At 43.2% G+C, this 24309-nt stretch carries 19 protein-coding genes, 3 tRNA genes and 1 riboswitch; of the genes, 14 read left to right on the forward strand and 8 right to left on the reverse strand.

The annotated features are described in order from the left end of the window. Positions 1-12: 12 nt before the first annotated feature. The 4 genes from BWD42_RS08145 to BWD42_RS08160 all read right to left on the reverse strand — a co-directional run bounded on the left by BWD42_RS08145 (position 13) and on the right by BWD42_RS08160 (position 3870). Positions 13-1068 (reverse strand): efflux RND transporter periplasmic adaptor subunit, encoded by a 1056-nt coding sequence (locus BWD42_RS08145; RefSeq protein ID WP_077434867.1) that lies wholly within the window; start codon positions 1066-1068, stop codon positions 13-15. Between the two features lie 14 nt (positions 1069-1082). After that, positions 1083-2399, reverse strand: coding sequence for a TolC family protein (locus BWD42_RS08150; RefSeq protein WP_077434869.1), 1317 nt, complete (start codon positions 2397-2399; stop codon positions 1083-1085). Between the two features lie 28 nt (positions 2400-2427). Then, positions 2428-3027: a TetR/AcrR family transcriptional regulator gene (locus BWD42_RS08155; RefSeq protein WP_077434871.1), complete on the reverse strand. Its 600-nt coding sequence runs from the start codon at positions 3025-3027 to the stop codon at positions 2428-2430. A 171-nt stretch (positions 3028-3198) separates the two neighbouring features. Beyond that, positions 3199-3870 (reverse strand): NUDIX hydrolase, encoded by a 672-nt coding sequence (locus tag BWD42_RS08160; protein WP_077434873.1) that lies wholly within the window; start codon positions 3868-3870, stop codon positions 3199-3201. Between the two features lie 185 nt (positions 3871-4055). Here BWD42_RS08160 and pfkA point away from each other — a divergent pair, with 185 nt between their 5' ends. The 6 genes from pfkA (at position 4056) to BWD42_RS08190 (ending at position 7370) form a co-directional block, all read left to right on the forward strand. Further along, on the forward strand, positions 4056-5033 hold the full coding sequence (gene pfkA / locus BWD42_RS08165; RefSeq protein WP_077435901.1) for a 6-phosphofructokinase: 978 nt from the start codon (positions 4056-4058) through the stop codon (positions 5031-5033). Positions 5034-5051: 18 nt separating this feature from the next. Continuing rightward, positions 5052-5903: a hypothetical protein gene (locus tag BWD42_RS08170; protein ID WP_077434875.1), complete on the forward strand. Its 852-nt coding sequence runs from the start codon at positions 5052-5054 to the stop codon at positions 5901-5903. A 4-nt stretch (positions 5904-5907) separates the two neighbouring features. Continuing rightward, positions 5908-6906, forward strand: a complete 999-nt coding sequence (gene gap, locus BWD42_RS08175) for a type I glyceraldehyde-3-phosphate dehydrogenase (RefSeq protein WP_077434877.1) — start codon at positions 5908-5910, stop codon at positions 6904-6906. 176 nt (positions 6907-7082) lie between these two features. Beyond that, a tRNA-Phe gene (locus tag BWD42_RS08180) sits at positions 7083-7158 on the forward strand. Positions 7159-7207: 49 nt separating this feature from the next. Continuing rightward, positions 7208-7280, forward strand: a tRNA-Gly gene (locus BWD42_RS08185). Between the two features lie 5 nt (positions 7281-7285). Beyond that, positions 7286-7370, forward strand: a tRNA-Leu gene (locus BWD42_RS08190). 114 nt (positions 7371-7484) lie between these two features. Here the strand turns inward: BWD42_RS08190 and BWD42_RS08195 are convergent. Together BWD42_RS08195 and BWD42_RS08200 are read right to left on the reverse strand one after the other, a co-directional pair. Beyond that, positions 7485-8825, reverse strand: a complete 1341-nt coding sequence (locus BWD42_RS08195) for a M60 family metallopeptidase (RefSeq protein ID WP_077434879.1) — start codon at positions 8823-8825, stop codon at positions 7485-7487. A 722-nt stretch (positions 8826-9547) separates the two neighbouring features. Beyond that, entirely contained in the window at positions 9548-12184 is a 2637-nt protein-coding gene (locus tag BWD42_RS08200) for an alpha-L-rhamnosidase (protein ID WP_077435903.1), read from the reverse strand. Between the two features lie 234 nt (positions 12185-12418). Beyond that, a riboswitch (TPP riboswitch) is annotated at positions 12419-12514 on the forward strand. A 60-nt stretch (positions 12515-12574) separates the two neighbouring features. Between BWD42_RS08200 and thiS the strand changes: the two genes are divergently transcribed. The 8 genes from thiS (at position 12575) to BWD42_RS08240 (ending at position 19829) form a co-directional block, all read left to right on the forward strand. Then, a complete protein-coding gene (gene thiS, locus BWD42_RS08205) occupies positions 12575-12781 on the forward strand; it encodes a sulfur carrier protein ThiS (RefSeq protein WP_077434881.1) in 207 nt (68 codons plus the stop codon). Between the two features lie 42 nt (positions 12782-12823). Further along, positions 12824-14638: a phosphomethylpyrimidine synthase ThiC gene (thiC, locus tag BWD42_RS08210; protein ID WP_077434883.1), complete on the forward strand. Its 1815-nt coding sequence runs from the start codon at positions 12824-12826 to the stop codon at positions 14636-14638. Next, positions 14635-15246, forward strand: coding sequence for a thiamine phosphate synthase (locus BWD42_RS08215; RefSeq protein WP_077434885.1), 612 nt, complete (start codon positions 14635-14637; stop codon positions 15244-15246). Before thiC ends, BWD42_RS08215 begins: the two co-directional genes overlap by 4 nt. After that, positions 15198-15830, forward strand: a complete 633-nt coding sequence (thiE, locus tag BWD42_RS08220; protein ID WP_254846195.1) for a thiamine phosphate synthase — start codon at positions 15198-15200, stop codon at positions 15828-15830. Before BWD42_RS08215 ends, thiE begins: the two co-directional genes overlap by 49 nt. After that, positions 15827-16597 carry a thiazole synthase gene (locus tag BWD42_RS08225; RefSeq protein ID WP_077434889.1) on the forward strand — a complete coding sequence of 257 codons (771 nt, stop codon included), beginning with the start codon at positions 15827-15829 and terminating at the stop codon, positions 16595-16597. Before thiE ends, BWD42_RS08225 begins: the two co-directional genes overlap by 4 nt. A gap of 9 nt (positions 16598-16606) precedes the next feature. Continuing rightward, the gene (thiH, locus tag BWD42_RS08230; protein WP_077434891.1) at positions 16607-17731 is read left to right on the forward strand and encodes a 2-iminoacetate synthase ThiH; all 1125 of its coding nucleotides are present in this window, start codon (positions 16607-16609) and stop codon (positions 17729-17731) included. Positions 17732-17735: 4 nt separating this feature from the next. After that, on the forward strand, positions 17736-18446 hold the full coding sequence (locus tag BWD42_RS08235; RefSeq protein WP_077434893.1) for a HesA/MoeB/ThiF family protein: 711 nt from the start codon (positions 17736-17738) through the stop codon (positions 18444-18446). A 141-nt stretch (positions 18447-18587) separates the two neighbouring features. Further along, positions 18588-19829 (forward strand): YaiO family outer membrane beta-barrel protein, encoded by a 1242-nt coding sequence (locus tag BWD42_RS08240; RefSeq protein ID WP_077434895.1) that lies wholly within the window; start codon positions 18588-18590, stop codon positions 19827-19829. On the opposite strand, the gene BWD42_RS08245 is transcribed toward BWD42_RS08240, so the two are convergent. Both BWD42_RS08245 and BWD42_RS08250 read right to left on the reverse strand, forming a co-directional pair. Then, positions 19826-23248, reverse strand: coding sequence for a sulfatase-like hydrolase/transferase (locus BWD42_RS08245; RefSeq protein WP_077434897.1), 3423 nt, complete (start codon positions 23246-23248; stop codon positions 19826-19828). The genes BWD42_RS08240 and BWD42_RS08245 overlap by 4 nt on opposite strands. Beyond that, positions 23242-24309: a hypothetical protein gene (locus tag BWD42_RS08250; protein WP_077434899.1), complete on the reverse strand. Its 1068-nt coding sequence runs from the start codon at positions 24307-24309 to the stop codon at positions 23242-23244. Before BWD42_RS08250 ends, BWD42_RS08245 begins: the two co-directional genes overlap by 7 nt.

The raw sequence follows: 24309 nt of genomic DNA on the forward strand, positions 1-24309 counted from the left end.
TTCCAGTAAACATTATTTAATAATTTCAACAGGGCTCTGATCAAACAGATTGATTTGACCCGAAACAATCACTTGGTCGCCATTTTGCAGACCACCCAAGATTTCGATGTAATCGCCAAAATTTCTTCCGGATTTCACATTGGTTTCGATTGCTTTACCATTTTTAAGAACGAATATTTTATTGTCACTCACACTACCGACAAATGCATTGCGAGGCACGATCAGTGTATTACCGGCAACACCTTCGCCAAATATTGCTGTACCATACATACCGGCACGCAATTGGTTGGATGAATTATTGACTTCGATTTCTACCGGGAAATTCAAGCTTCCGTCTGATTTAGGTGCGATAAAGGTCACCTTACCGGTGTATCTTTGGTCTGCATAGACACTTGCGGATACATCAACAGACTGACCTACCCGTAAGGTTGCCACATTTTTCTCATCCACATTGACCCGTAATTTTAAGGTGCCGACGTTTACGATATCAAAAGCCGGAGCGCCAACATTTAAATACGTTCCGGGTTCAATTTTACGTGCATTGACCACACCCGAGACAGATGTCTTAATGGTGACATCACCAGCATTCAATTTTGATGCTCTCAAATTATTTTTGGCGTTTTCAAATTGCAATTTCACCTGGTCCAGCTGTTGTTTGGTAACACCACCTGTAGAAAAAGCACTTTCAAAACGATGTAAGTCGGCCTGTGCATTTGTAAATGCGGCTTGCGCATTGGCTACATTCACATTCAGTTTGTCACCTTCAATAATAGCCAAGGTTTGTCCGGCACTTACATGCGAGCCTTCGTCAACCAATACCTTCACCACTCTACCCGCAGTCTCCGCAGATACAGTGACCTCTTGCTTTGGAGCAAAAGTTCCGTTAGCGGTGTAACGTAAGTCCATTGAACTTACTTTCGCCGTATCAATACGGACTGCAATCGCTGCATTTGTTTTAGCAACCTCAGCAGTTTCCGCTTCGTTTTTCTTTTTATTTTTATTTAACACAAAAAATATTCCTGCCAGACCAGCAGCAATAATAAGTAGGGTAATAATTCCGCGTTTCATATTGTATTAGTCAATTATTCTTTAATTAGTGATTTTAGCTCGCCATTCGATTTGATGATCTGTACTTCGGCTACCTTATAGTTCAATAAGCTTGTATTCAGGTTATTTTCGGCATCAGCTAATGCTCTTTCCGCATCCAGTAACTCGGTTAAAGTTGCCAAGCCATTGTTAAAGTTGTTTTTTGTGTCATCCAGGACTCCTTTGGCCAATTTCACATTTCGGCGATTGTTGTCGATAGTCAGTAAGCTGATCTTAATCTGAGATTTGGCATTTTCCTTTGCCAGGCTAAGGCCAAGCTTTGTATCTTCCAAGTCCACCTGGGCCTGTCTGATCTGGATATCGGCCTGATTGATTCTTGCTTTGGTCGTTCCGCCTGTAAATATCGGCACCGAAAGGTTAAGTCCGATACTCGAGGTCTTTGGCCAGCTAAAATCACCACCGATCGGAAACCCTTTACCAAAACCATTGAAACCAAAGTCAGCACCCAAGGATAGTTTGGGATAAAGATCCGCCACTTTAGATTTCTTGTTCAATTCATACAGTTCGATCTGTTTCTTCATCAGCTGCACCTCGGTACGATTCTCAATATTGTCCGATTCCATTGCTAACACCGGATTGATCTCAAAAGTCTCGTTTGACAATTCAATATCCTCCTCGATTGATTTACCGATCGCAAATTTCAGCGCATTCTCCTTGATCTGCACAGCACTGCTTGTCTGCTGCTTCTGTGCTTCCAGGTTATTCACGTTGACCACAAGGCGATCAAGGTCGATTTTTTTTGCCAGTCCGGCTTTGACAAGTCCCTCTGTCACCTCTTTGGTTTTAGTGGTACTCTGCAGGTTATTTTCTATTGTTTGCAGTTTAAGATGTTCCTGATAGATATCGTAATAGGCATTGGCTACTTTTTCAATAAGTTGCTCATCTGTTAACTGTGCATTTATCTGATAAAATTCTTTGGTTGTTTTAGCAGCCTTTAAACCTGTAAAGATCGATTGGTTAAATAGCTGTTGATTTAAAGAAACCACGGCATTTGAATTCCAGGGTTGTCCCATTTTGATTTTTTGGGTTTGTCCACCTGCCTCCAACACCATTTCCGGGATCAATACATTGTATTTCAAGGAACCGTTGGCGGTAATCTGTGGCAATGCACTACCTCTTACCTCATCAATCTGATATTGTGAATTTTCGAGATCCAACTTGGCCTTCTTTGCTTCCTTTTTGTTCTGCAAAGCAAATTTGATCGCATCACTTAGGCTTAATTGCTGCTGTGCATGACTTTGGAAAACCATCGTACCTAATAAAAGGCTGGCTAGTATTCTGATTGTTTTCATTCCTAATTTATTTGTCCTAATTTTATATCTATCTTTTATTTATACCATTAAAAAACAGCTTCGTAGCTAGTTTTTGTTTCTGTAGCACTTCATCAAAACGATCCTGGTTAGGTATTCCCGAAATAATATCAGAAATATTGCACATCAGGGATAGGCTCTTCATCAGTTCGACATAGATTTCAGCGGTCTCATAAAGATGCTCGCCATTGAGCTCGCCATTTTCAGCCCCCACCTTCAGTATTTCATAAAGCGCATTTACATCACGATTGTGCAGGCACTGAAAAAAGTCCTGCATCGAAAGCCCTTTAATCCATTCGAGGTTTTCATTCATATGCAACATATAATACTTACGTACGAAGGCATCACGTAATTCCAATATCTTCATGATCACCTCGTAGGTTGTCCCCTTGTGCGCGGCAACCAACTTCTCTTCCTCTTCCCGGTACTCATCAGTCAATCGTATGATCACATCCCGTATGAGCACATTCTTCTCTGAGTAATAGTAATATAAATTCGCTTTGGTAATTTTTATATCCTCCGCAATCTCATTCATTGTTGTCTTACTAAAACCATAATGCATAAAACGTCTTATGGCAGCATCAATGATCTGGTCTTTTCTATCTTCCATTCTTCAAAAAACTCCTTTCTACTTTCTGACTTTTATCAGAAATTGTTCAAAAATATAAAAAGTAACTTCCTGTACAAAATATATTTTGAAATCGCTATTAATTTGATATTTAGTTGACAACAAAAAAGGCAAACTTTGGAAGTTTGCCTTTTCTTAATAACTCAGAATTTATTAAAACGCTACAGTATTCTGAAAATGTTTGAGGAATTTTCTTTTGTCCAGCTTATAGAGCCTTGCTGCCCGGTAAGCGACACCGGTCTGCACCTCATCCAGCTCCTTGAGGAAGCCGTAATTCTGCATTTTCTTTCTAAAATTGCGTTTATCCAATGTTTTATTCAATATTCCTTCGTACACCAACTGCAATTGTGTCAGGGTAAATTTTTCCGGCAACAGTTCGAAAGCGATGGGTTTATAGGCTAGACGACGCTGCAACCTTTCCAGGCAAAGATCCAAAATCTGCTTATGGTCAAACGCCAATTCAGGGACATTTCTGACAGGAAACCATTTTGCCTGCTTCATATAGTTTGTAACAGGCTTCGTTTTCAGTTTTGTGTTATCCAGCTGGACCAGGGCATAGTAAGCCACGGTCAGAATACGTCCTTTTGGGTGCCGTTTTAAGCCCGCAAAAGAATGTAATTGGTCCATAAATACATCCTTCAAACCTGTATTTTCATACAGAATTCTCTTCACGGCATCTTCCATCTCTTCGTCATTGTCCACGAAAAAGCCTGGCAATGCCCACCAATCCTTAAAAGGATATTCATTTCTTTCAGCCAAAAGAACCTTTAATTCTCCTTCATGAAAGCCTAATATGACACAGTCTACGGTAAAATTACTATACAAAACTTCTAAATTTATTTATATGCGATATACTGAGCTAAATTTATTGGCTACTAATCATCGGGTTACCTGTAACAATTATACGCTTCCTAAACGTGATGCGCAAAAAAATAATGAAAAATTTATTCAAAGTGTAGAATATACACTATAAAAATCTTATATTCGTAAAACCTAAAATATAGAGTGTGATAAAAGAAATTAAAAAAATAGGCGTATTAACATCTGGCGGCGATGCACCGGGCATGAATGCCTGTATTCGTGCAGTTGTCCGTACAGCATTACACAAGGGCCTTCAGGTCACTGGGATCTATCAGGGCTACCAAGGTTTGATTGACGGAAATTTCAAAGAAATGGATACCCGTTCGGTGAGCAATATCATACAGCGTGGTGGTACAATATTAAAAACAGCACGTTGTCTTGAGTTTAAAACAACCGAGGGGCGAAAAATTGCATATGATAATTTAAAGGCTGCCGAAATAGATGCTTTGGTGGTTATTGGTGGTGACGGTACTTTCACCGGTGCGAATTTCTTTTCCAAAGAATTTGAAATTCCCATCGTAGGTATCCCAGGAACGATTGACAATGACCTATATGGCTCAGATTATACCATTGGTTACGATACCGCAAACAACACCGTTATTGAAGCCATTGACAAAATCAGAGACACCGCAGCGTCGCATGAGCGCCTCTTCTTTGTGGAGGTCATGGGTAGAGATTCAGGCTGTATTGCATTAAATGCTGGAATTGCAGGTGGTGCAGAAGCGATCCTACTTCCAGAAAAGGAGACTGCTATTGATGACTTAATTAGTCACCTGGAAGATGGAGCCATCAAAAAGAAATCTTCTTCAATTGTGATCGTTGCCGAAGGCGATCAAAACGGTGGTGCCTATTATGTCGCAAAAAAAGTAAAGGAAAAATTTGATCATTACGACACGAAAGTTAGTATATTAGGGCATTTGCAACGCGGCGGATCTCCAACAAGCTTCGACCGTGTATTAGCTAGTCGATTGGGTTTTGCCGCCGTTAATGAAATTTTAGCAGGCAATACACGGATCACCGTAGGTCTCCGTGGTAACGAAATTAAAACTACTCCGATCGAGGAAGCTATCAGCAATAAGGAAATTAAGCTTAGCCCTGATCTATTGGAAATGGCTGAGATTTTGTAATATAAAATTAAGCAGACGATGATAGCAGTAGTATACAGTGGATCCCGATTCTCAGACTGGCGGTTGGCCGACAAAGGCCGAATAACAACCGGATTTCGCATGAATGGTATCAACCCCTATCTACAGGATGAACGGTCCATACTACAGCATTTAAATAGAAACACCAATTTGATCAATAACGCTGAAAAAATAAAACGTATTTATTTTTTTGGTGCCGGCTCCTCATCAAAAGAACGTAAGGACAAGATCAAAAATGTGTTCGAGCGCTTTTTTGTCAATGCCCGTGTCAAGGTAGACCATGATGTCATTGCTTCAGCCATTTCAACCTTTGGTGATGAAAAAGGCATTGTCGGCATTATCGGAAGTGGATCGAACGCGGCCTATTATACCGGTAAGAAAATCATTGAGAACAACTATGGTCTGGGTTACATTCTCGCAGATGAAGGGGCGACAAACTGGAACAGTCAGCAATTGCTGAAACATTATATGACCGACACGCTTCCGGTCGATCTGAAAGATAAATTGGAAAAAGAATTTACCCTGGACAAGAAAAGTATTTTGGAGAAGGTCTATATTGCGCCGCAGCCAACCAACTTTTTAAATTCATTTACCGACTTTGTACTTGAAAATAAGGATCACCTATTTATCAATCAGCTGATCAAAAACGGACTGCGCATCTTCATTAAGACGTACATTAAGCCATTAATGAAAGAGTATCCGGATAGTGATGTGAATTTTACAGGTTCGGTAGCTTTCAATTATGAAAACATCCTCCGGGAAGTTGCTACAGAAGAATTTAATATCAGTATTGGCACCGTAGTTAAGGAGCCGATACATAATTTAATTAAATATTATATCAATAAAAATTAAGAATATGAAAATTGGAATTAACGGATTTGGCCGTATTGGTCGTTTAGCATTCAGAGCTGCTATCAATCGTCCAGAAATTGAAATTGTTGGTATCAATGACTTAGTTGAGCCTGATTATATGGCTTATATGTTGAAATACGATTCAACTCACGGTAAATTTGATGGTACTGTAGAGGTGAAAGATGGTAACTTGGTCGTGAATGGCAAAACAATCCGTGTAACTGCTGAAAAAGATCCAGCAAACTTGAAATGGAATGAAGTAGGTGCTGAAGTAATCATCGAATCTACAGGTTTCTTCCTTACTCAGGAGTTGGCTCAAAAACACATTGACGCAGGTGCGAAAAAAGTTGTGATGTCTGCTCCGGCAAAAGATGATACCCCTACTTTCGTAATGGGTGTAAACCACAAAGAATTAAAAGCTGATCAACATATCGTTTCAAATGCATCATGTACAACAAACTGTTTAGCGCCTATCGCTAAAGTATTGAATGACAAATTTGGTATCGTTGAAGGTTTGATGACTACCGTACACGCGGTAACAGCTACGCAAAAGACTGTGGATGGTCCTTCAGTGAAAGACTGGAGAGGTGGCCGTGGTGCTTACCAAAACATCATCCCTTCATCTACAGGTGCTGCTAAAGCTGTAGGTTTGGTACTTCCTGAATTGAAAGGTAAATTGACAGGTATGTCATTACGTGTTCCTACTGCTGACGTTTCAGTTGTTGACTTGACCGTACGTTTGAACAAAGGTGCTTCATACGAAGAGATCAAAACTGCGATGAAAGAAGCTTCTGAAGGTGAATTGAAAGGTATTTTGGGTTACACTGAGGATGAGGTTGTTTCAACTGACTTCTTGGGTGATGCACGTACATCAATCTTCGATGCTAAAGCTGGTATTTCTTTGAATGATAACTTCGTTAAAGTGGTATCTTGGTACGACAACGAGTGGGGTTATTCAAACAAAATCGTTGATCTAGTATTAGAAGTAGGTAAATTATCTTAATCAGATCCACCTAGACCATATCAAAGGGCTATTCGATGTGAATAGCCCTTTATTTTTTCCACTTAGGAATCAATGGGTTGGCGTTTAAACGCAAAAAAAAGCGCTTTTGCCTTTTGTATTTCAAATAATCCCTCTATATTTGCAGCATCAATAAGGCAAACGCCTAGTATTGAAAAGGTGCCATAGCTCAGTTGGTAGAGCAAAGGACTGAAAATCCTTGTGTCGCTGGTTCGAATCCAGCTGGCACCACCAAAAGAAACAGAACGCGAAGTTCTGAAATACTTGAAAAAATAAATTCCATGCGAAAATAGCTCAGTTGGTAGAGCACAACCTTGCCAAGGTTGGGGTCGCGAGTTCGAATCTCGTTTTTCGCTCACCTGCCTAGGTGGTGGAACTGGTAGACACGCAGGACTTAAAATCCTGTTCCCGTTAAGGGAGTGCGGGTTCGATTCCCGCCCTAGGTACAAGAAAGCTCATCTAACGATGGGCTTTTCTTGTTTTTATACTGTTCAGCTTCCCTGAATAAAAAAGGGCACACGAATGATCATGTACCCTAACTAACTATTAAAAATGAAATTTTAATCCCTCAATGCCGTAATATCTTGATTCGGCGCTGGAAAATTAAGGTTGGCAATCTCCGTATAAACAGATTCATTAACTTTGAAGCCCCATTTTCTAAAAAAGTCTGAAAGGTCTTTCTGTGAAATTTGACAAGCTGAAAGCATAAAATAGTGCATTTTATCCGCATCTGTTGATAAAACAGGGCGATTCTCACGCGTAGCCTTGCTCAAATTAATATAGAGATCATCACCAAAAGCCAACCACAATTGATGGAACATAATCATCTTCAAGTCATTATCACCCAAATTGAAATCTCGTTCGGTAATAGGCTTTTGAAGATAAGTATCCAGTTTGGGCCATGCATTGTTTGCAGTAACACGACTAACAGGCAGACCAAAACCTCGCTCACATGCTAACGAATAAACATTGACCGTCGTTTCCGTCAGATTGTTCCAAGTCCAAGCTTTCTGCTGATAGGTATGTCCTACTTCGTGCCAGATCCCCCATCCATTGGTGTTGGAAAGATATTTAGGCTGCAGCATGCGATAAGACAATGATTCCGTATAAAAAATAGAAATACCTGCCGCCATATATCCGCCAGAAGCAGAATCCCTAACCGTGATCAAATGTTTATTGTAAGGGATGGCATGTACACCGCTTGTACCGCTCAAGCCACTAATACGATTTGAAAAACCGATGATCGAATCCAATCGATTAACGATCAATTGTTGATCCTCGCCCTTATAAAGAAGAGCCTCATCCATATTAGCGACCATAATGGTACGGTCGGAAGAAAAGACCACATCCGGCGCAATGTTCTTAAGTGAATCCAATGTCAGCACCCATTGATCATGGGTTGTTTTACCTTTTTGAAAATACGGAACAGGAATAAATCCATTGCCGAAAGTAAGTTCAATTTCTCCTATTGTTGTATAATTATTCGCTGTATAGATCAAATAAACCAACCCTCCGTATTGATCTACTGTAAACGATTGCGTTCCCGACTGTAGATCAAAGTATTGTCTCACAGGCCTGATATTATCCCTAAAAGGAGTACCGATCGCAAGTCGGGCTCCTGTTGAACCAGCTTTGACGTTAACAGTTACCGTTATTGTACTATTGGGAGCAGCATAAAATCCCGTTGCCTGCATATCGTTGTGATTTGCCCTGAATTGCAATCGATCGGTCTCTGTCGAAGCCGAAGGCATTACTTTGAACGTTTGTACACTATCTGCAATGGCCAATTTGACCGGTTCGGGATCATTAGGCACCGGATGCATCCAACCACCATCCTTTTTACAGGAGGTAAATAAGCCGACAAAGCAGATTGCAATTACATAAAAGATGTTTTTCTTCATTGGTTTTCAAAATTAAGTTTATAAATAGTTTAAAACTTTGGTAAAAATTAGTAGTAGGATTATAATCGCTATGACCAATATAGAAGTAAATATTTCAATAAATCCGAGCAATCGATTGCGCAACAAACGAAAACGTTATCGTGTATAATAAACACAATAAGTTAAAAAGAACTAAAATTAACTACTGTAAATAACCACCTCCTTTAATAGGTAAAATTCTGTTTAACTGACTCACAAGTGGGATATCGCCCTTAATTGGCTTTCCTTCTGCTAAAAAAGAGCGGCTGTTTATCTTAGATTTAACTAAATTCCGTACAAGAAAATAGGAGCCCAAACAGCAAGGTCTGACTTTTTGAGAATTGAATATCATGAATGCTGTGGGGATATATTGAAATGTAGGGTGTATATCTAAAATCGCATAAAAATGGGCTATCCTAGTTTTTTGGACAACCTGTCTGTATATGGAGTGTCCACGGGTTAATACCAACCTTCTTCGGATCAAATTCGGATCATATTCGCTAACAGCCAGACAGGTGGCTGAGCCAGAGCAGACCTGAGGCAGATTCGATGCAGAAATTGTTTGGGTAAAACCGGCCACCGATCTGCAGCAATATTGGTCAGTACCGCAAACGATCCGAATAAGGTCCGAAGACAATAGCAAGAAAAGCCCCGCCAATGACAACCATATCCAGTAGAAAAAAATAGGATGTAAACCAGGCCTATTATTTTAATTCCAAATCCATTTGATATTTCCCTGCTTCCAACTGGACTGCACCGCTACTGCGGATATTCGCTGGCGGATAAAAGGTTGCCGTCGCATTCGCCGGTATCTCGACAGTGTATTCGATTTTGTTTCCATTTACTCGCCAACTGGACACAATTTTACCATAAGGCGATTGATAAGAAATCGAGGATTCCTTGAGCTCCTTCGGGAAAATAGGTTTTAACAAGACATGTTTAAAGCCAGCCTGTGTTGGATCTGGCAGGATACCGCCAATGGATTTAAAAAACCAGCCGCCGATCTCGCCAAACATCATATGGTTATCCGAAATATCCCGCGTCGCCTGTAGGTCCCAATTTTCAAGCAAGGTGGTTGCACCATTGACAATCCACCAGCCCCAGGAGGGATAAGTATCCTGTACGGCGACTTTATACGCCGTCTCGCCGTAACCATTATCCTTCAATGCATTCAGCAGTGCTTTAGCCCCAAGTACACCAACATCCAAATGAAAATTGGTCTCTTCTACCCGCTTATTTAAGTTGGCTGCAACTTTGGCTTTCATCGCCTCGGGTACCAGGCCCCAATATAAGGGTACACTTAACTCGGTCTGTGTCCCTGTACTGTAGATCCCTGTTGTGGTATCCAAAAATTTCGTATTGATCGCGTCTTTGATCTTCTGGCTCAATCGTTCATATTTCTGCTGATCACCGGTCTTTCCAAACATTTTTGCGGCCGCGGCTAAGATCGTCGCATCCACATAAAAGTACACCGACGAAGTTAGCTCAAGATTAGATTGCGATTTGACGGGTACCCAATCTCCACGACCAAAGGTGGTCAGTCCATTCGGACTAATTCCGTCCACGTAATCCACATAACGCTTGATATTGTCATAACATTCTGCCAGTAACTTTGCATCACCGTAAAACAAATAGGTCTGCCAGGGAATAATGGCGATGGTACTTGTCCAATCCAAGCCATTTGCCGTACCATATCCCCAGCCGCCGGTCGGAATGATATCGGGCAACACGCCGTTTTCCTGCTGCTCATCCCGATGATCCGCCATCCATTTCTCATAAACGGTAATCCCGTCAAAATTATAATAGGCGGTTTCAATTGCGAGGTGCCCATCCCCCGTCCAACCATTTTTCTCCCGTTGTGGGCAGTCCGTGGGATAACCCATCAAGTTGGACAGGTAGGCGTTGTTAGTCGCTTCCCACAACCCATTGATCAACGAAGAAGAGGTTTTCAGCTGGCCAATGGGCCGTACATCACTATGCATAAAATAAGCCGTAACAGCCGATTCATCCACTGCAATTGGTTCACTGCTGCTCAGCTCAACATAACGGAAGCCCTTATAGCCAAATTTCGCCATAAATTCATCCATTTTCCTGCCACTCAGTGTCAGGATATCGGTCTGAAAGGGTTCCAGATCTTTGCTTCCACGGTAATATACATCAATATTGGACTGATCCAAGCGGCCATTTGCCTGCACGCGTTCGCCATGCTTGATTTTGACCACCGTCCCGGCTTTCCCAGCGATCTTGATCTTCGTTACACCAGCCATATTTTGCCCCATATCAAAGACATAGGTCCTGTCATCGATTTTTTTTATTAATTTCGGTTTATACGATCTGACCAGCCGTATCGGTACCATCTGCTGGGAGACGATATTTGCGGAAGGTGGTTTCCGATACTGCACTGCATGCCATTCTGAATCATCAAAGGCTGCTGTATCCCATCCTGGCATTTCCAGACGGGCATCATAATGTTCACCGGTATAAATATTATTGTAGCGGATCGGTCCTGCCGCAGTCTTCCAGGTTTGGTCTGAACTTACTGTTTCTTCAGTACCGTCCTCATAGACAATACGCAAATCCAAACAAAATGTCGGACGATCCCGCCAGGGTGCCTTGTCAAAATTCCATACCGCCAGGGCTTGATGGTTATACCAGCCGTTTCCCAAAACAATAGCGAGGACATTGTCGCCCTGCTGAAGCTGTCCGGTCACATCTTCCACCAGATACAATGTGCGTTTATCAAACCGAGTATACATGGGATCAAGGCGGTGATCGCCGATTCGCTTGCCATTTATGGACAGCTCATAAAGTCCTGCTGCCGCAATATAGGCCCGGGCCGACTTGATTGCTTTGGCTGCTTTAAAAGCCTTTCTGAAATAAGGGGCCGCCTGTTCGTGAATGTCCTGCTTATCACTGATCCATTTTCCTTTCCACTGCATTCCCATCATTCCTGTTTCAAAGGAGGCGATGGAGGATGTACTTGGCCTTCCATTTTTGTCCCAGACAAGAACTCTCCAAAAATATTTTGTCTGCGGTTCCAAAGTCGATCCATCATACTGAACCAAGATGTCGGAATTAGACTGCTTTCCACTATTCCAAATACGGGATTTATTTTTCACTAGGGCTGTTGAATCCCTGTCTACCAAGATTTGATAAGCAGATTGCTTTGCGCCCTGTCGCTTATCATCCAGCTGCCAGCTTAAACGGGGATTTAATTTGTCTACACCCAAGGGGTTCTCCAAATGTTCGCATCGGAGTGCAATAGGTACACATTCTTTTTGCTGCTGTGCATGCAATAACGTCCCCATGCTCAGCATGATCATCAGTAAAGTCTTCCTCATATTTCGTAGATACATGTTGACCTCTTGTGTTTCCCACGATGAAAATAGAATGCGTTTCCTAAGAAATCAGGGATGAATTCAGCAGGTTTACAAAAGGACGTTAAATTGTTTTAGTTGATTTAAAAACGAATATATCAAATATTTTCAACATAATAAACAGCCTTGTCTTATTGCAACAGTATTTAAAATTAACAGGGATGTTTTGGATTTTTCATCAAAATAGTCCTATATTAGTTGCGACTTTAGGGGTGTCTGCATATGCGGGCTGAGATTTTACCCTTATAACCTGATCCAGATCATACTGGCGTAGGGAAAAGTAAGCTGTCTACAGGATACATTACCGTATCTTATTGTAGCCATTCCTAAAGTTTTACCAAAAAAATAAAAGGAATGGAACTTACAATCAATCATCAAATCCGATTTTTCGACCCCGCGCCAAATTCGCTAGCCGATCTTTTACAGGTTGAACTTTCCGGTAAAACACAAGGTGTCGCTGTAGCCGTCAATAACCAGGTTATTCCCAAAGACGATTGGCCAAACACATCCCTACGTGCCAGTGACCAGATTCTACTTATTACCGCTACGCAAGGTGGTTAACCATCTTTGGAACTTATTCAATATACCTAATTTCTCCTTAACATGACATCAGAAAAAATCACACAGACCGCTTTTCCAAACTCAACCAAAGTTTTTGTTCCTGGAACGCTCTATCCCATTCAGGTCGCCATGCGCCAGATTTCGTTGAGCCCTACCAAATTAAGCAATGGACAGATCGAAGTCAACCCGCCAATCACCATTTATGATACCTCAGGTCCCTATACAGATGGAACCCAGGAAATTGATATTCGTAAGGGGCTTCCCCGGCTACGGGAACAATGGATCCTAGACCGTGGTGATGTGCAGCAGCTGGACGGTATCAGTTCGCGGTACGGACAAGAACGCCTAGCAGATACAAGCTTAGATGAGCTTCGTTTTGCCTACAGCCATAAGCCGAAAGTTGCGGCACCGGGAAAAAATGTAACGCAATTGCATTATGCCAGAAAAGGTATCATTACGCCGGAGATGGAATATGTCGCCATTCGTGAAAATCAACGTATAGCCCAACTAGCCGACAGTACACCCGGAATGGATCATCAGCATCCCGGGGAGAACTTCGGCGCCCGGACAGCTGGAAAATATATTACACCGGAATTTGTCCGGGAGGAAATTGCTGCCGGTAGAGCTATTATACCCAATAATATCAATCATCCCGAGAGCGAACCGATGATTATCGGCCGTAATTTTCTGGTAAAAATCAATGCCAACATCGGCAATAGCGCCGTCAGCTCCAGTATCGAAGAAGAAGTCGAAAAAGCAGTATGGGCCTGCCGCTGGGGCGCCGATACCATCATGGATCTGTCTACAGGCAAAAATATCCACGAAACCCGCGAATGGATTATTCGCAACTCACCCGTGCCGATCGGTACTGTTCCGATTTATCAGGCGCTTGAAAAGGTGAAAGGTGTTGCCGAAGATCTCACCTGGGAAATATTTCGGGATACACTGATTGAGCAGGCGGAACAGGGAGTTTCCTATTTCACGATCCATGCCGGTGTTCTCTTGCGCTATATTCACCTAACCGCAAAACGCGTGACCGGCATTGTGTCAAGGGGTGGCTCCATTATGGCTAAATGGTGTCTATTCCATCATCAGGAAAACTTTCTCTATACCCATTTTGACGAAATCTGTCAGATCATGAAGCAGTATGATGTTGCTTTTTCACTGGGTGACGGTCTGCGCCCCGGTGCTATCGCAGATGCCAATGATGCAGCCCAATTTGCCGAACTGGAAACCTTGGGGGAATTGACAAAAATTGCCTGGAAACACGATGTACAAGTGATGATCGAGGGACCGGGCCACGTGCCGATGCAATTGATCAAAGAAAATATGGAAAAACAGCTGGAATGTTGTGACGAAGCTCCATTTTATACGTTAGGGCCACTGACCACCGATATCGCGCCAGGATATGACCATATCACCTCGGCGATCGGCGCGGCAATGATCGGTTGGTATGGCTGTGCCATGCTCTGTTATGTCACACCCAAAGAACATCTTGGCCTGCCCAATAAAAAAGATGTGAAAGATGGCGTGATTACCTACAAACTGGCGGCACACGCAGCTGATCTGGCCAAAGGTCATCCGGGGGCACAATACCGTGACAATGCGCTGAGCAAGGCTAGATTCGAATTCCGTTGGGAAGATCAGTTCAACTTATCCCTTGATCCGGATACTGCCCGTGAGTACCACGACGAAACATTACCTGCGGATGCCGCCAAAGTAGCTCATTTCTGCTCGATGTGCGGTCCCAAATTCTGCTCCATGAAAATTACACAGGAAATCCGGGATACTGCCGCACAGGGTATGCTGGAAAAATCGCAGGAATTCATCGCACAGGGAAAGGAAATCTACTTATGATCATTGCATTGACAGCAGCGGAAGAATTTGCCTCAGAAATACAGACCATCCATGATCTTTTTGTGCATGGACTCGGTCTTTTGCATCTGCGCAAATATCATTTTACGGATGAGCAAATGTATCGTTATATCGCATCTATCGATGCGATATACCACGATAGACTGGTTCTTCACTCCCATCCGCAGCTGTCGGATGCACTTCAAATTAATCGGATTCATCTCAACGCACATGATCGCCAAAGCGGCCTATTCGATCCGCAAAACTTCGGAGGTATCTGTTCGACATCAGTCCACCATATCGATCAGTTCAACGCATTGGACAAAAGCTGGGATTATGCCTTTTTAAGCCCTTTGTTTCCAAGCATTTCCAAGGTCGGTTATGGCCAGGAAAATACTGTACTGAGCCAACTTCCCTTCCGGACCAATTTTGATGTCGGCCTGGTCGGTCTTGGCGGAATACAAGCCTCAAATTGCCGGATTCCCATCCATGCAGGTGTAGATGGGATCGCCTTGCTGGGAGCCATCTGGCAAACCAACAACCCTATTCAACATTTTATAACATGCAAAAACTTATGCTCGAAAAACTCCAATATATCTCACAGGGGCTGACGCAGGCTGAACAAAAGAACAATATCCTAAAAGCCCTGGACGCCGGAGCCACATGGATACAGATCCGATGGAAACAGGCGGGAGAAGCAGAATTCGCCATACTTGCGAAGCAAATACAACAGGTTTGCCAGCAGTTTGGAGCCAAATGTATCATCAATGATGATGTACACCTGGCCAAGCAACTGGATGTGGATGGTGTACATCTTGGCTTAACGGATTGCGGTATCGCGGAAGCTCGGCAGTTGCTAGGCCCCGAAAAAATTATCGGTGGCACCGCAAATAGCCTGCAAGATGTGCAACAGCGGATCGCAGAAAATTGTGACTATATCGGCCTGGGGCCATTTAAACACACGCATACAAAACAAAAGCTCAGCCCACTATTGGGCTTGGCTGGATATCAACATATCTTCCAGGAAATCCACCGGCTGGAACTCCCTGCTGTTCCAATTTTTGCTATTGGTGGGATCAGCAGTGCCGAAGATATTCAACATTTAATACAGACAGGAGTTTACGGTGTCGCGGTATCGGGATTGATCACGCAAACACCGCACCTTATTTCATCCATTAAAAATCTCTTCGCATGAGCACATTACACATAGCCAATCGCAGCTTCGAATCCAGGTTATTTATGGGAACGGGCAAATTTGGCAATCTGACCGAGATGAGCGCAGCCGTTGCTGCTTCGGGTTCACAGCTGGTTACCGTCGCACTGAAACGCATCGACCAGCTTGGAGCCGATGACGAGTTAACCGCCGCGCTCGACCTTACAAAAATAGACCTGCTTCCGAATACTTCTGGAGCGAGAACAGCCGAAGAAGCTGTCTTAGCGGCTCAGCTTGCCCGGGAAGCCCTAGAGACAAACTGGGTAAAGCTGGAAATCCATCCGGATCCACGGTACCTGCTACCGGATCCTATTGAGACCCTACGGGCAACAGAAACACTGGCAAAGCTAGGCTTTGTGGTCATGCCTTATATCCATGCGGATCCGGTGCTCTGTAAACGTCTGGAGAATGCAGGTACCGCTGTTGTCATGCCCCTGGGAGCTCCGATCGGAAGCAACAAAGGACTTCGTACCCTGGACTTTCTGGAAATTATTATCGAGGAGAGCAATGTCCCCGTCGTCGTTGACGCTGGAATCGGCGCCCCTTCGGATGCAGCAAAAGCCATGGAAATTGGGGCGGATGCCGTATTGGTCAACACTGCAATTGCCGTTTCCGGAAATCCAGTACACATGGCCGAGGCTTTTAAGCAAGCTGTCATCGCTGGACGTCAAGCTTATGAAGCAGGTTTAGGCGCGCTTTCCACCGGCGCGGTCAGTTCAAGCCCGCTAACTTCATTTTTATTTGATTGATGCTGCGTTATGAACAATTTTAAAGAGATACTCGATCAATACAGCTGGGAGGACGTTCAGAAGAGAATCTATAACTGCTCCGATCTGGAGGTACGCCATGCATTAAACAGGGATAATCTGACCTTGAATGATTTCATCGCGCTGATATCGCCGGCAGCAGCACCTTATCTGGAACAGATGGCTGTCAAAGCCCAGCAGATCACACAACGCCGCTTTGGTAAGACCATACAGCTCTATGCGCCACTTTACCTCAGCAACGAATGTCAGAATATCTGTACCTACTGCGGGTTCAGCATGGACAATAAAATTCGACGCAAAACCCTGAACAACACAGAACTATTGCTCGAAGCCATGGCGCTCAAATCCATGGGTGTCAATCATGTATTATTGGTCAGCGGTGAAGCAAACAAGACCGTGGAAATTAACTATTTTCTGCAGGCCATTACACTGCTCAAACCTCATTTCGCCCAGATATCCATCGAGGTACAACCGCTTGAACTGGCGGAGTATCAGTTGCTACAGGCTGCGGGGGTATATGCTATTTTAGTGTACCAGGAGACTTATCATCGGGAGGTCTACAAAAAATATCATCCCAAAGGCAAGAAATCCAATTTTGATTACCGGCTGGACACACCCGACCGCATCGGGCAGGCGGGTATCCATAAAATCGGATTAGGCGTGCTACTCGGACTAGAAGATTGGCGTGTGGACAGCTTCTTTACCGCAGCCCATATTGCCTATTTGCAAAAGCAGTATTGGCAAACGCGGTATTCAATCTCCTTTCCGCGGCTACGGCCAGCCGAAGGTTCGGTAGCTCCCAATTTCGATCTATCGGACAAGCATCTGCTGCAATTGATCTGTGCTTACCGCTTGTGGAATGAAAACCTGGAAATCTCCATTTCTACCCGGGAAAACGAACGTTTTAGGGACCATATTATCCCTATCGGTGTAACGACAATGAGCGCGGCCTCAAAAACGAATCCTGGCGGCTATGTCGTCGATCCCCAGGCACTGGAGCAGTTTGAAGTCAGCGACGAACGGGATATGGAGACCATAAAAAAACAAATCCGGAAAATGGGCTATTCCCCCGTAATGAAAGATTGGGAAAGCAGCTATTCAGGACTAATCCGTTAAATGGATGAAAGAAGACCTTATATTCGAACGCTATAGCCGACAAATCTTTATTGAGGAGATCGGTGTTTCGGGACAACGCAAAATCATGGATTCCAAAGTACTCGTCGTTGGGGCGGGCGGACTGGGAAGTCCTGTATTACAATATCTCGCTGCTGCGGGCATTGGCAAACTTGCTGTGGTCGACTTCGACCGGGTTGAGCTGCATAATCTCAATAGGCAGGTCATCCACAGCGAAAGACAGCTGTATAACGGCAAGGTCAGCAGCGCCGCCGACTTTATACAGCAGCACAACAGTACAATTGATTTCCGGCCTATACCTGTTAAAATCGAGGCGCATAATGCCGAAGAAATTCTTCAGCCTTATGATATCATTGTAGATTGCTGTGACAACTTTAAGACGCGTTACCTGCTCAATGAGACCTGTCTCAAACTCAATAAGCCCCTGGTCTATGGCAGTATATATGGATTCGAAGGCCAATTGGCGGTGTTTAATTATTGTGGCAGCAAGAACTTGCTGGACTTATTTCCGACAGCTCCTCCTCCTGAGCTGGTTCCCAACTGTGATAAAAATGGTGTATTGGGTCCATTACCAGGGATAATAGGTAGTATGATGGCCATGCAGGTACTTAAGCTGGCTGCCGGACTGCCTGTAGACTGTAATCAATTGACCCTCGTGGATACACTGCACTGGCGCTTTACGAAACTATCTTTTTAAAACAGAGCCCAAGTAGCTCTCTTCTCTGGGGGAGCTACTTATTTAACGGGAAAATTCATGGAAAAACGCTTATTGGCAAACAATATTTTCTAATTTTAGTTTATATATTAGCAAGCTAAAATCTTAACGATACAATCTGGAATGAAAAAAGTAACCTATCCATTACTATCTCTCGCTTTATTACCTTTATTTTCAATTGCCCAAGAGACGAAGATCACTGCTGATGAGCTCTTTGCCAAAGCACGAAAGGTAGCTTTTGATTCAAAAGATTATCCACAGGCCATTCAATTATCAAAACAGGCCCTTCAACAGGCACCAGAATACACGGACATCAGCATCTTTCTTGGACGTCTTTATACCTGGTCGGACAAGGTTGATTCGGCCCGAACACTTTTTCAGGAGCTGGATAAAAAAAATACAAAGGATGAAGACTTTTTTCTCGCTTATGCTGCGCTGGAGTACTGGAATGATCAGACTGAAAAAGCGACCCAACTGACCGACAAAGGATTGGGTTTTCACCCGCAATCTCAGGACCTGCTCTTGTTAAAAGCCAAGATTAACTATAGCGCCAATCACTACGAGGTTGCCGAAAATGCCGTCCACCAACTCCTTAAAATCGACCCCAAAAATGCGGAAGCGCGGTCTCTGGCCAAAAACATTGAAGAATATACCGCTAAAAACGCCATTGGCCTAACCTATAATTTCGTCTATTTTGACAAACAGTTTGACAACAACTGGCATATCGTTGGCTTGAGCTATAAACGGGCTACGCCAATCGGCTCGGTGATCTTTCGGACAAATTATGCCAATAAGTTTGCGGAGAATGGTGTACAATTTGAAATGGAAGCTTACCCACGCCTATCCAAGCTATTTTATCTTTATGTCGGAGCAGCCTACTCCAATAATGTGGGCATATTTGCCAAATACCGTACGGGTGTCTCCTTATACGCCAACTTACCAAACAGTTTTGAAGGGGAAATCGGTTACCGTCAGCTCCATTTCAGTGACAATATCTGGATGTATACAGCTTCCGTCGGAAAATATTACGAAAACTTCTGGTTCAACCTGCGAACATACCTTACACCCGGCGAGAAGAATATTTCCCAGTCCTATACCGGAACAGTACGTTACTATACCAAAGGTGCAAACGATTACTTTGGATTTAGCGCCGGTACAGGTTTGAGTCCCGAAGAAAACCGGAATAATTTATTGGATAACGCCCCGTACAAATTAAAGACATTTAAAGTGGGAGCAGAATATAATTTTTCGGTCAAACAAAGCAACCTATTTTCGATCTCCGGCACCTATTATAACCAAGAATTCCGACCAAAAGAAAAAGGCAATCAATTGGACATCATCCTTGGTTATATCCGCAAATTTTAGTCTTTCTTCAGGCGACCGAAATAATTGCTGTAAACGCTGTCCGGCAGCAATTGCTTTTGAGTATAAAACAGTTTGTTCTTGCGCTTAAACAATTCAAAGCGCTTGGACATTTCTTCTTTTGCAGCATCCGAAGCAATATCCTCATTGAGGCTTCCATCCAGTTGGTATAATTGTCCCTCAGACAGGTGATAATTGCCCCGTACAAAATCAGCCAGCTGATTTTTGCTCTGCATCATGGCAATCCCCTCGCCTTTTGCCGACACACCTTTATCAAGCCCCTGGCCGATCCAGGTCACCTGAGCTGGAGTTTTCAGCGCAAAATTTTCTCTATAATAGGCCAGCAACGAAGGGGCTACATCAAAGTGGCTTACAAAGTTGCGGAAGGTTTTTGCTTCTTTTAATAGTGGTGAATAAATCAAAAGTGGTACATGATAACGGTCGATCTTGCTCTGTAGCGGGATCTCCGGCATGGCATGGTCTCCCGTGATGACAAAAATGGTATTTGCAAAATCGGGTCTCTTGCTATACTCCTTAAAAAACTGTTCCATAGCATCGTCCAAATTTAAGACCGAAACAAGCTGGGTCCGATTTTCCAGGGCCCACTTTTTTTGCGTTGAGGACAACTCCATAGATGCAATCCGCTGATCAAATAACTGCTCATAATGGGCCACATTATTAATCAGGAAGGGATTATGTGTAGATAGTGTCAGCAGCACATGGAAATAGGGATCCGCTTGCACTTTCTGTACTTCAAGCAATTTGCTAAATACAGCCTGATCTTCATAGCCCCAGCTTTCGCCTCCTTTTTCCGGTAACTTCTTATAGGGTGGAGCAAAAGCGTCCTGGTCAATAAACCTATCAATCTTGTTATAGTCCATGAATTTTTTCATGAAATCGAAATTGGAGTTGCCGCCATAGAAGAACCCTGTATTGAACCCATTATGCTTTAGAATGTTGAACAGATTAAAGTGATCCGGCAAAGTATCCTGCTCAAGGAAACCATGCATGGCGAAAGGCAATGATCCCGTTAATGTAGGTAATACGGAGAATGTCCGTCCCGAAGAGCTCATGTTATTATCCCAATACAGCGATTGCTTTTTTAATGAACCTATAAATGGTGTAAAGTTGCCGATATACCCATTTTCCGAACTATAGGCATGGCCTAAGCCCTCAATCACAAGAATGACTAAATTGGGCGGCCTCGTTGTCTTCTTTAAATAGGCTCCCAGGAAATCCTTAGTGTCCTCAGTTTTCAGAAAAGGGAATTTACTATTCAGTTCTTTGGTATCCACTTCATCCTGATAAAATGCCGCCAGCATGCCGGGATGTTCCGCCACATAATCTGACAAATTAGATTCAAAAAAATACCGCCATTTACTTCGGCTTGCATTGGCTACGAATTCATCTTTTGTCAAAGCGCTTCCCAAAATCGAACCTGAAGAAATAAAATAGGATATAAAACCCAAAGACAAACATGAAATACCCACATAAGCCTTTTTAAAAGTCTGCTTATTGGCAATCCAGAGGGGAACCCAGGCAATCGCAATCAATACTAAAAGTAAAGCGATATTTGTAAAATTCAACATGCCACTGGCTTCCAAAATCTGCTTCAGCTCTTCGGAATTGTAATAAAATAAGTCTGCACCCAGCAGGTTTCTCGATTCAGCAAAATACAAAAACAGGATAAATTGAATGACTATGATTGCTGAAAACGATAAGACCAGCAGAAACTTGGACCAAAAACTGCTGATAAACTGAAGCAATAAATAACCTAATCCCAAGCAGCCTAACACCTGAAAGGCAAAAATCAGGTTGTCCACAAGCAAATATTTACCTGCATCCGCCTCCGTAAGCTGGGCAAAGCGTCGACCATACCACCACCATTCCGCCCCAATAGATAAAATATACAGCACAAAGAAAACCAATATAACAGGACCAATTCCCTGCAAAGCTGCATTTAATCGCTTAGCCAGGTATTTCCAAACAGACTCATTCGCCTCTTTTTGCTGAAACCCCTGTCTTGTCATTTCGCCCCAGCCATGCTGCTTGCGAAAATAATCCACGACTCCCTGCACACCGGCTTTGACAACAATGGGATGAAAATATAAAGGCTCAAGAACCGCTGTTGTAATTAAGGTCGAAAGATCCCTTTTTTTTGTATAGACCTGATGACTGACAAGGTCAACCAAGATGGCATAGATGGAATAGAGAATTCCGGAAGCGATGACCAGTGAAAATAAAGCAAAGAAGAAGGGCCAGTTAATAATGCCTAAAATAAAAAAGATCACAAAAATAATGTAGCCTGTAAATTCGACGATAGGGCCTAAAAACTCGAATAAAAACCAATATGGCATACTGATCATCCCAAAACGGCCATATTTGGGATTAAACATCAGCTTGCGGTGCTTCCATAGCGTCTCCATAGTCCCTCTCATCCAGCGGTTGCGTTGTTTGCGCAAGATCTCTTTCGATTCTGGCACTTCTGTCCAGCACAAGGGATCGGGAATATTAACGACTTCATAGGCTTGTTTCTGCTCTTCCATATAGCGTCGCATACGGACTACGAGCTCCATATCTTCACCTACAGTATTTCTGTCATAGCCACCACAGGCCAAAACGATCTGACGATCGAAAGCCCCGAAGGCACCAGAAATCAGAATCAGTCCAGAAGCGCGGGACCAGGCCATCCGTCCCAGAATAAAGGCACGGATATATTCCAAAGCTTGTGTGCGACCCAACCAGGACTTTGGAAGATTGACATCCGTTACAGATCCATTAACCACATTGCAATTATTGGCCAGACGTATTACCCCGCCACAGGCAATAACACGTTTGTCTGTTTGTTCCAGAAAAGGTTTCGCTAATTTTAAAATTGCATCCTGTTCAAGAATGCAATCGACATCAATACAGACAATATAATCACCGGCAGAAATATTGACTCCGACATTCAGTGCATCTGCCTTACCCCCATTCTCTTTGTCGACAACAATAAGTTTTTTAAAGGCAGGATTTTTACTCTTATAGATACCCCGGATTTCTTTGGTTTCAATATTTCCCTGGACAAAAAAAGACGTGGGTTCAAGTTCGTAAGCTGCGATCAGCTTTTGCATGGAATCATCCTTACTTCCATCATTCACAATGATAATTTCCAAATTATGGTAATAGAGGGATAATAAGGAGCGTACATTTTCAATGATGGTCATGCCCTCATTATAGGCAGGTGCAATCAGACTGAAGGTCGGTGCATTGGGATTTGTAGCAACGATGCTATAATCGGTAAACGCGTTTTTATGTTTATAGCGAAATACCGCCCCATAAGCATACAGCCCTATCCAAGTATAAATAATACATACGGCAGCAGAGTATAACAAAAATAGCCAAACTACAATTTCATAGACAATATGGGAAAACTCTAACATTTTTTCTCTTGCAAAGCGTGTTTAATAATCTGTATAAGCTCGTCTCCGGTCGCTGTCTCCTGCGAAATTTCGCGCAAATAGTCGGTTTTTCCTAAAATCACCAGCACTTCGGCCGCAGCAATTTTAATCGATACTGCGGCATTATTCCACAATTGTTCCTTTAGAAAGTTCTCACTTTCCCTGCTCCTGGCGATCTTCATGGATTTTAGAATTTCGAGCTGCACATCAATCGGCTGTTGGTCGAAGCAGGCAATAAACTGTCCGATCGTCGCGCTATTTTCTATTGCCTGCATGCTGCGTATTGCCTGCACACGAACAGGAATGGCCGGATGAGCAAGCAACTCATATACTTCCGCATAAAATGACAGTAATCTAAATTTGCGGATCAGGCGTAAAGTAAATATAACGACGGAATCATTTGTACGCTTTAACCAGCTGTAAACCTGTGCATCGGAAAAGTCAGGTAAATACTGAATAGAGTATAGAAGACGTAGTTGCTGCCAATCTGATAGGGGTTTATCAACATGTTCAAGGAATCCAAGACCTTCATAGCCCTGAAAACTTACCATAGCGTACTGTGCTTCCTGATAAACTGCCATCCGCTCATCATTCAGCTTCGCTTTTATTTCCGGAATTGCCGCTTCAACATTCATAGCAGCCAATTCCTGTATACCGCCGGCCACAAGATAGGCTTTGCTTTGCCGTAGCTTTCGCCAGGCTTGATCTTCCAGTTTAAAGTCATAAAACAGGCCATTGATGGCTTCTTTGGCTGCGCCCGAAAACTTCCGGTCGGAGTCTACCAGTACCTCTAAAAAAAGCGCCCGAAAGGATGGTTCTTTTAAATGCTTGCTAAATTCCTGATCCCGTTCACGATTTGTATCACTGCCCACAATCGTCTCCATAATTTTATATTCAATAATCTGTCTCCAGGATTGTCGGTTATGCAAGATCCTATAACTATAAAAGCTAAATCCCAGCACGGCAATAATCAGCAACAGTACCAGAATCAGGACGACAATAATCGCTAGAATAAGCTCATGTAGGAAGATATGGCTGGGCAT

Source organism: Sphingobacterium sp. CZ-UAM (assembly GCF_002000245.1).
Taxonomy (GTDB): domain Bacteria; phylum Bacteroidota; class Bacteroidia; order Sphingobacteriales; family Sphingobacteriaceae; genus Sphingobacterium.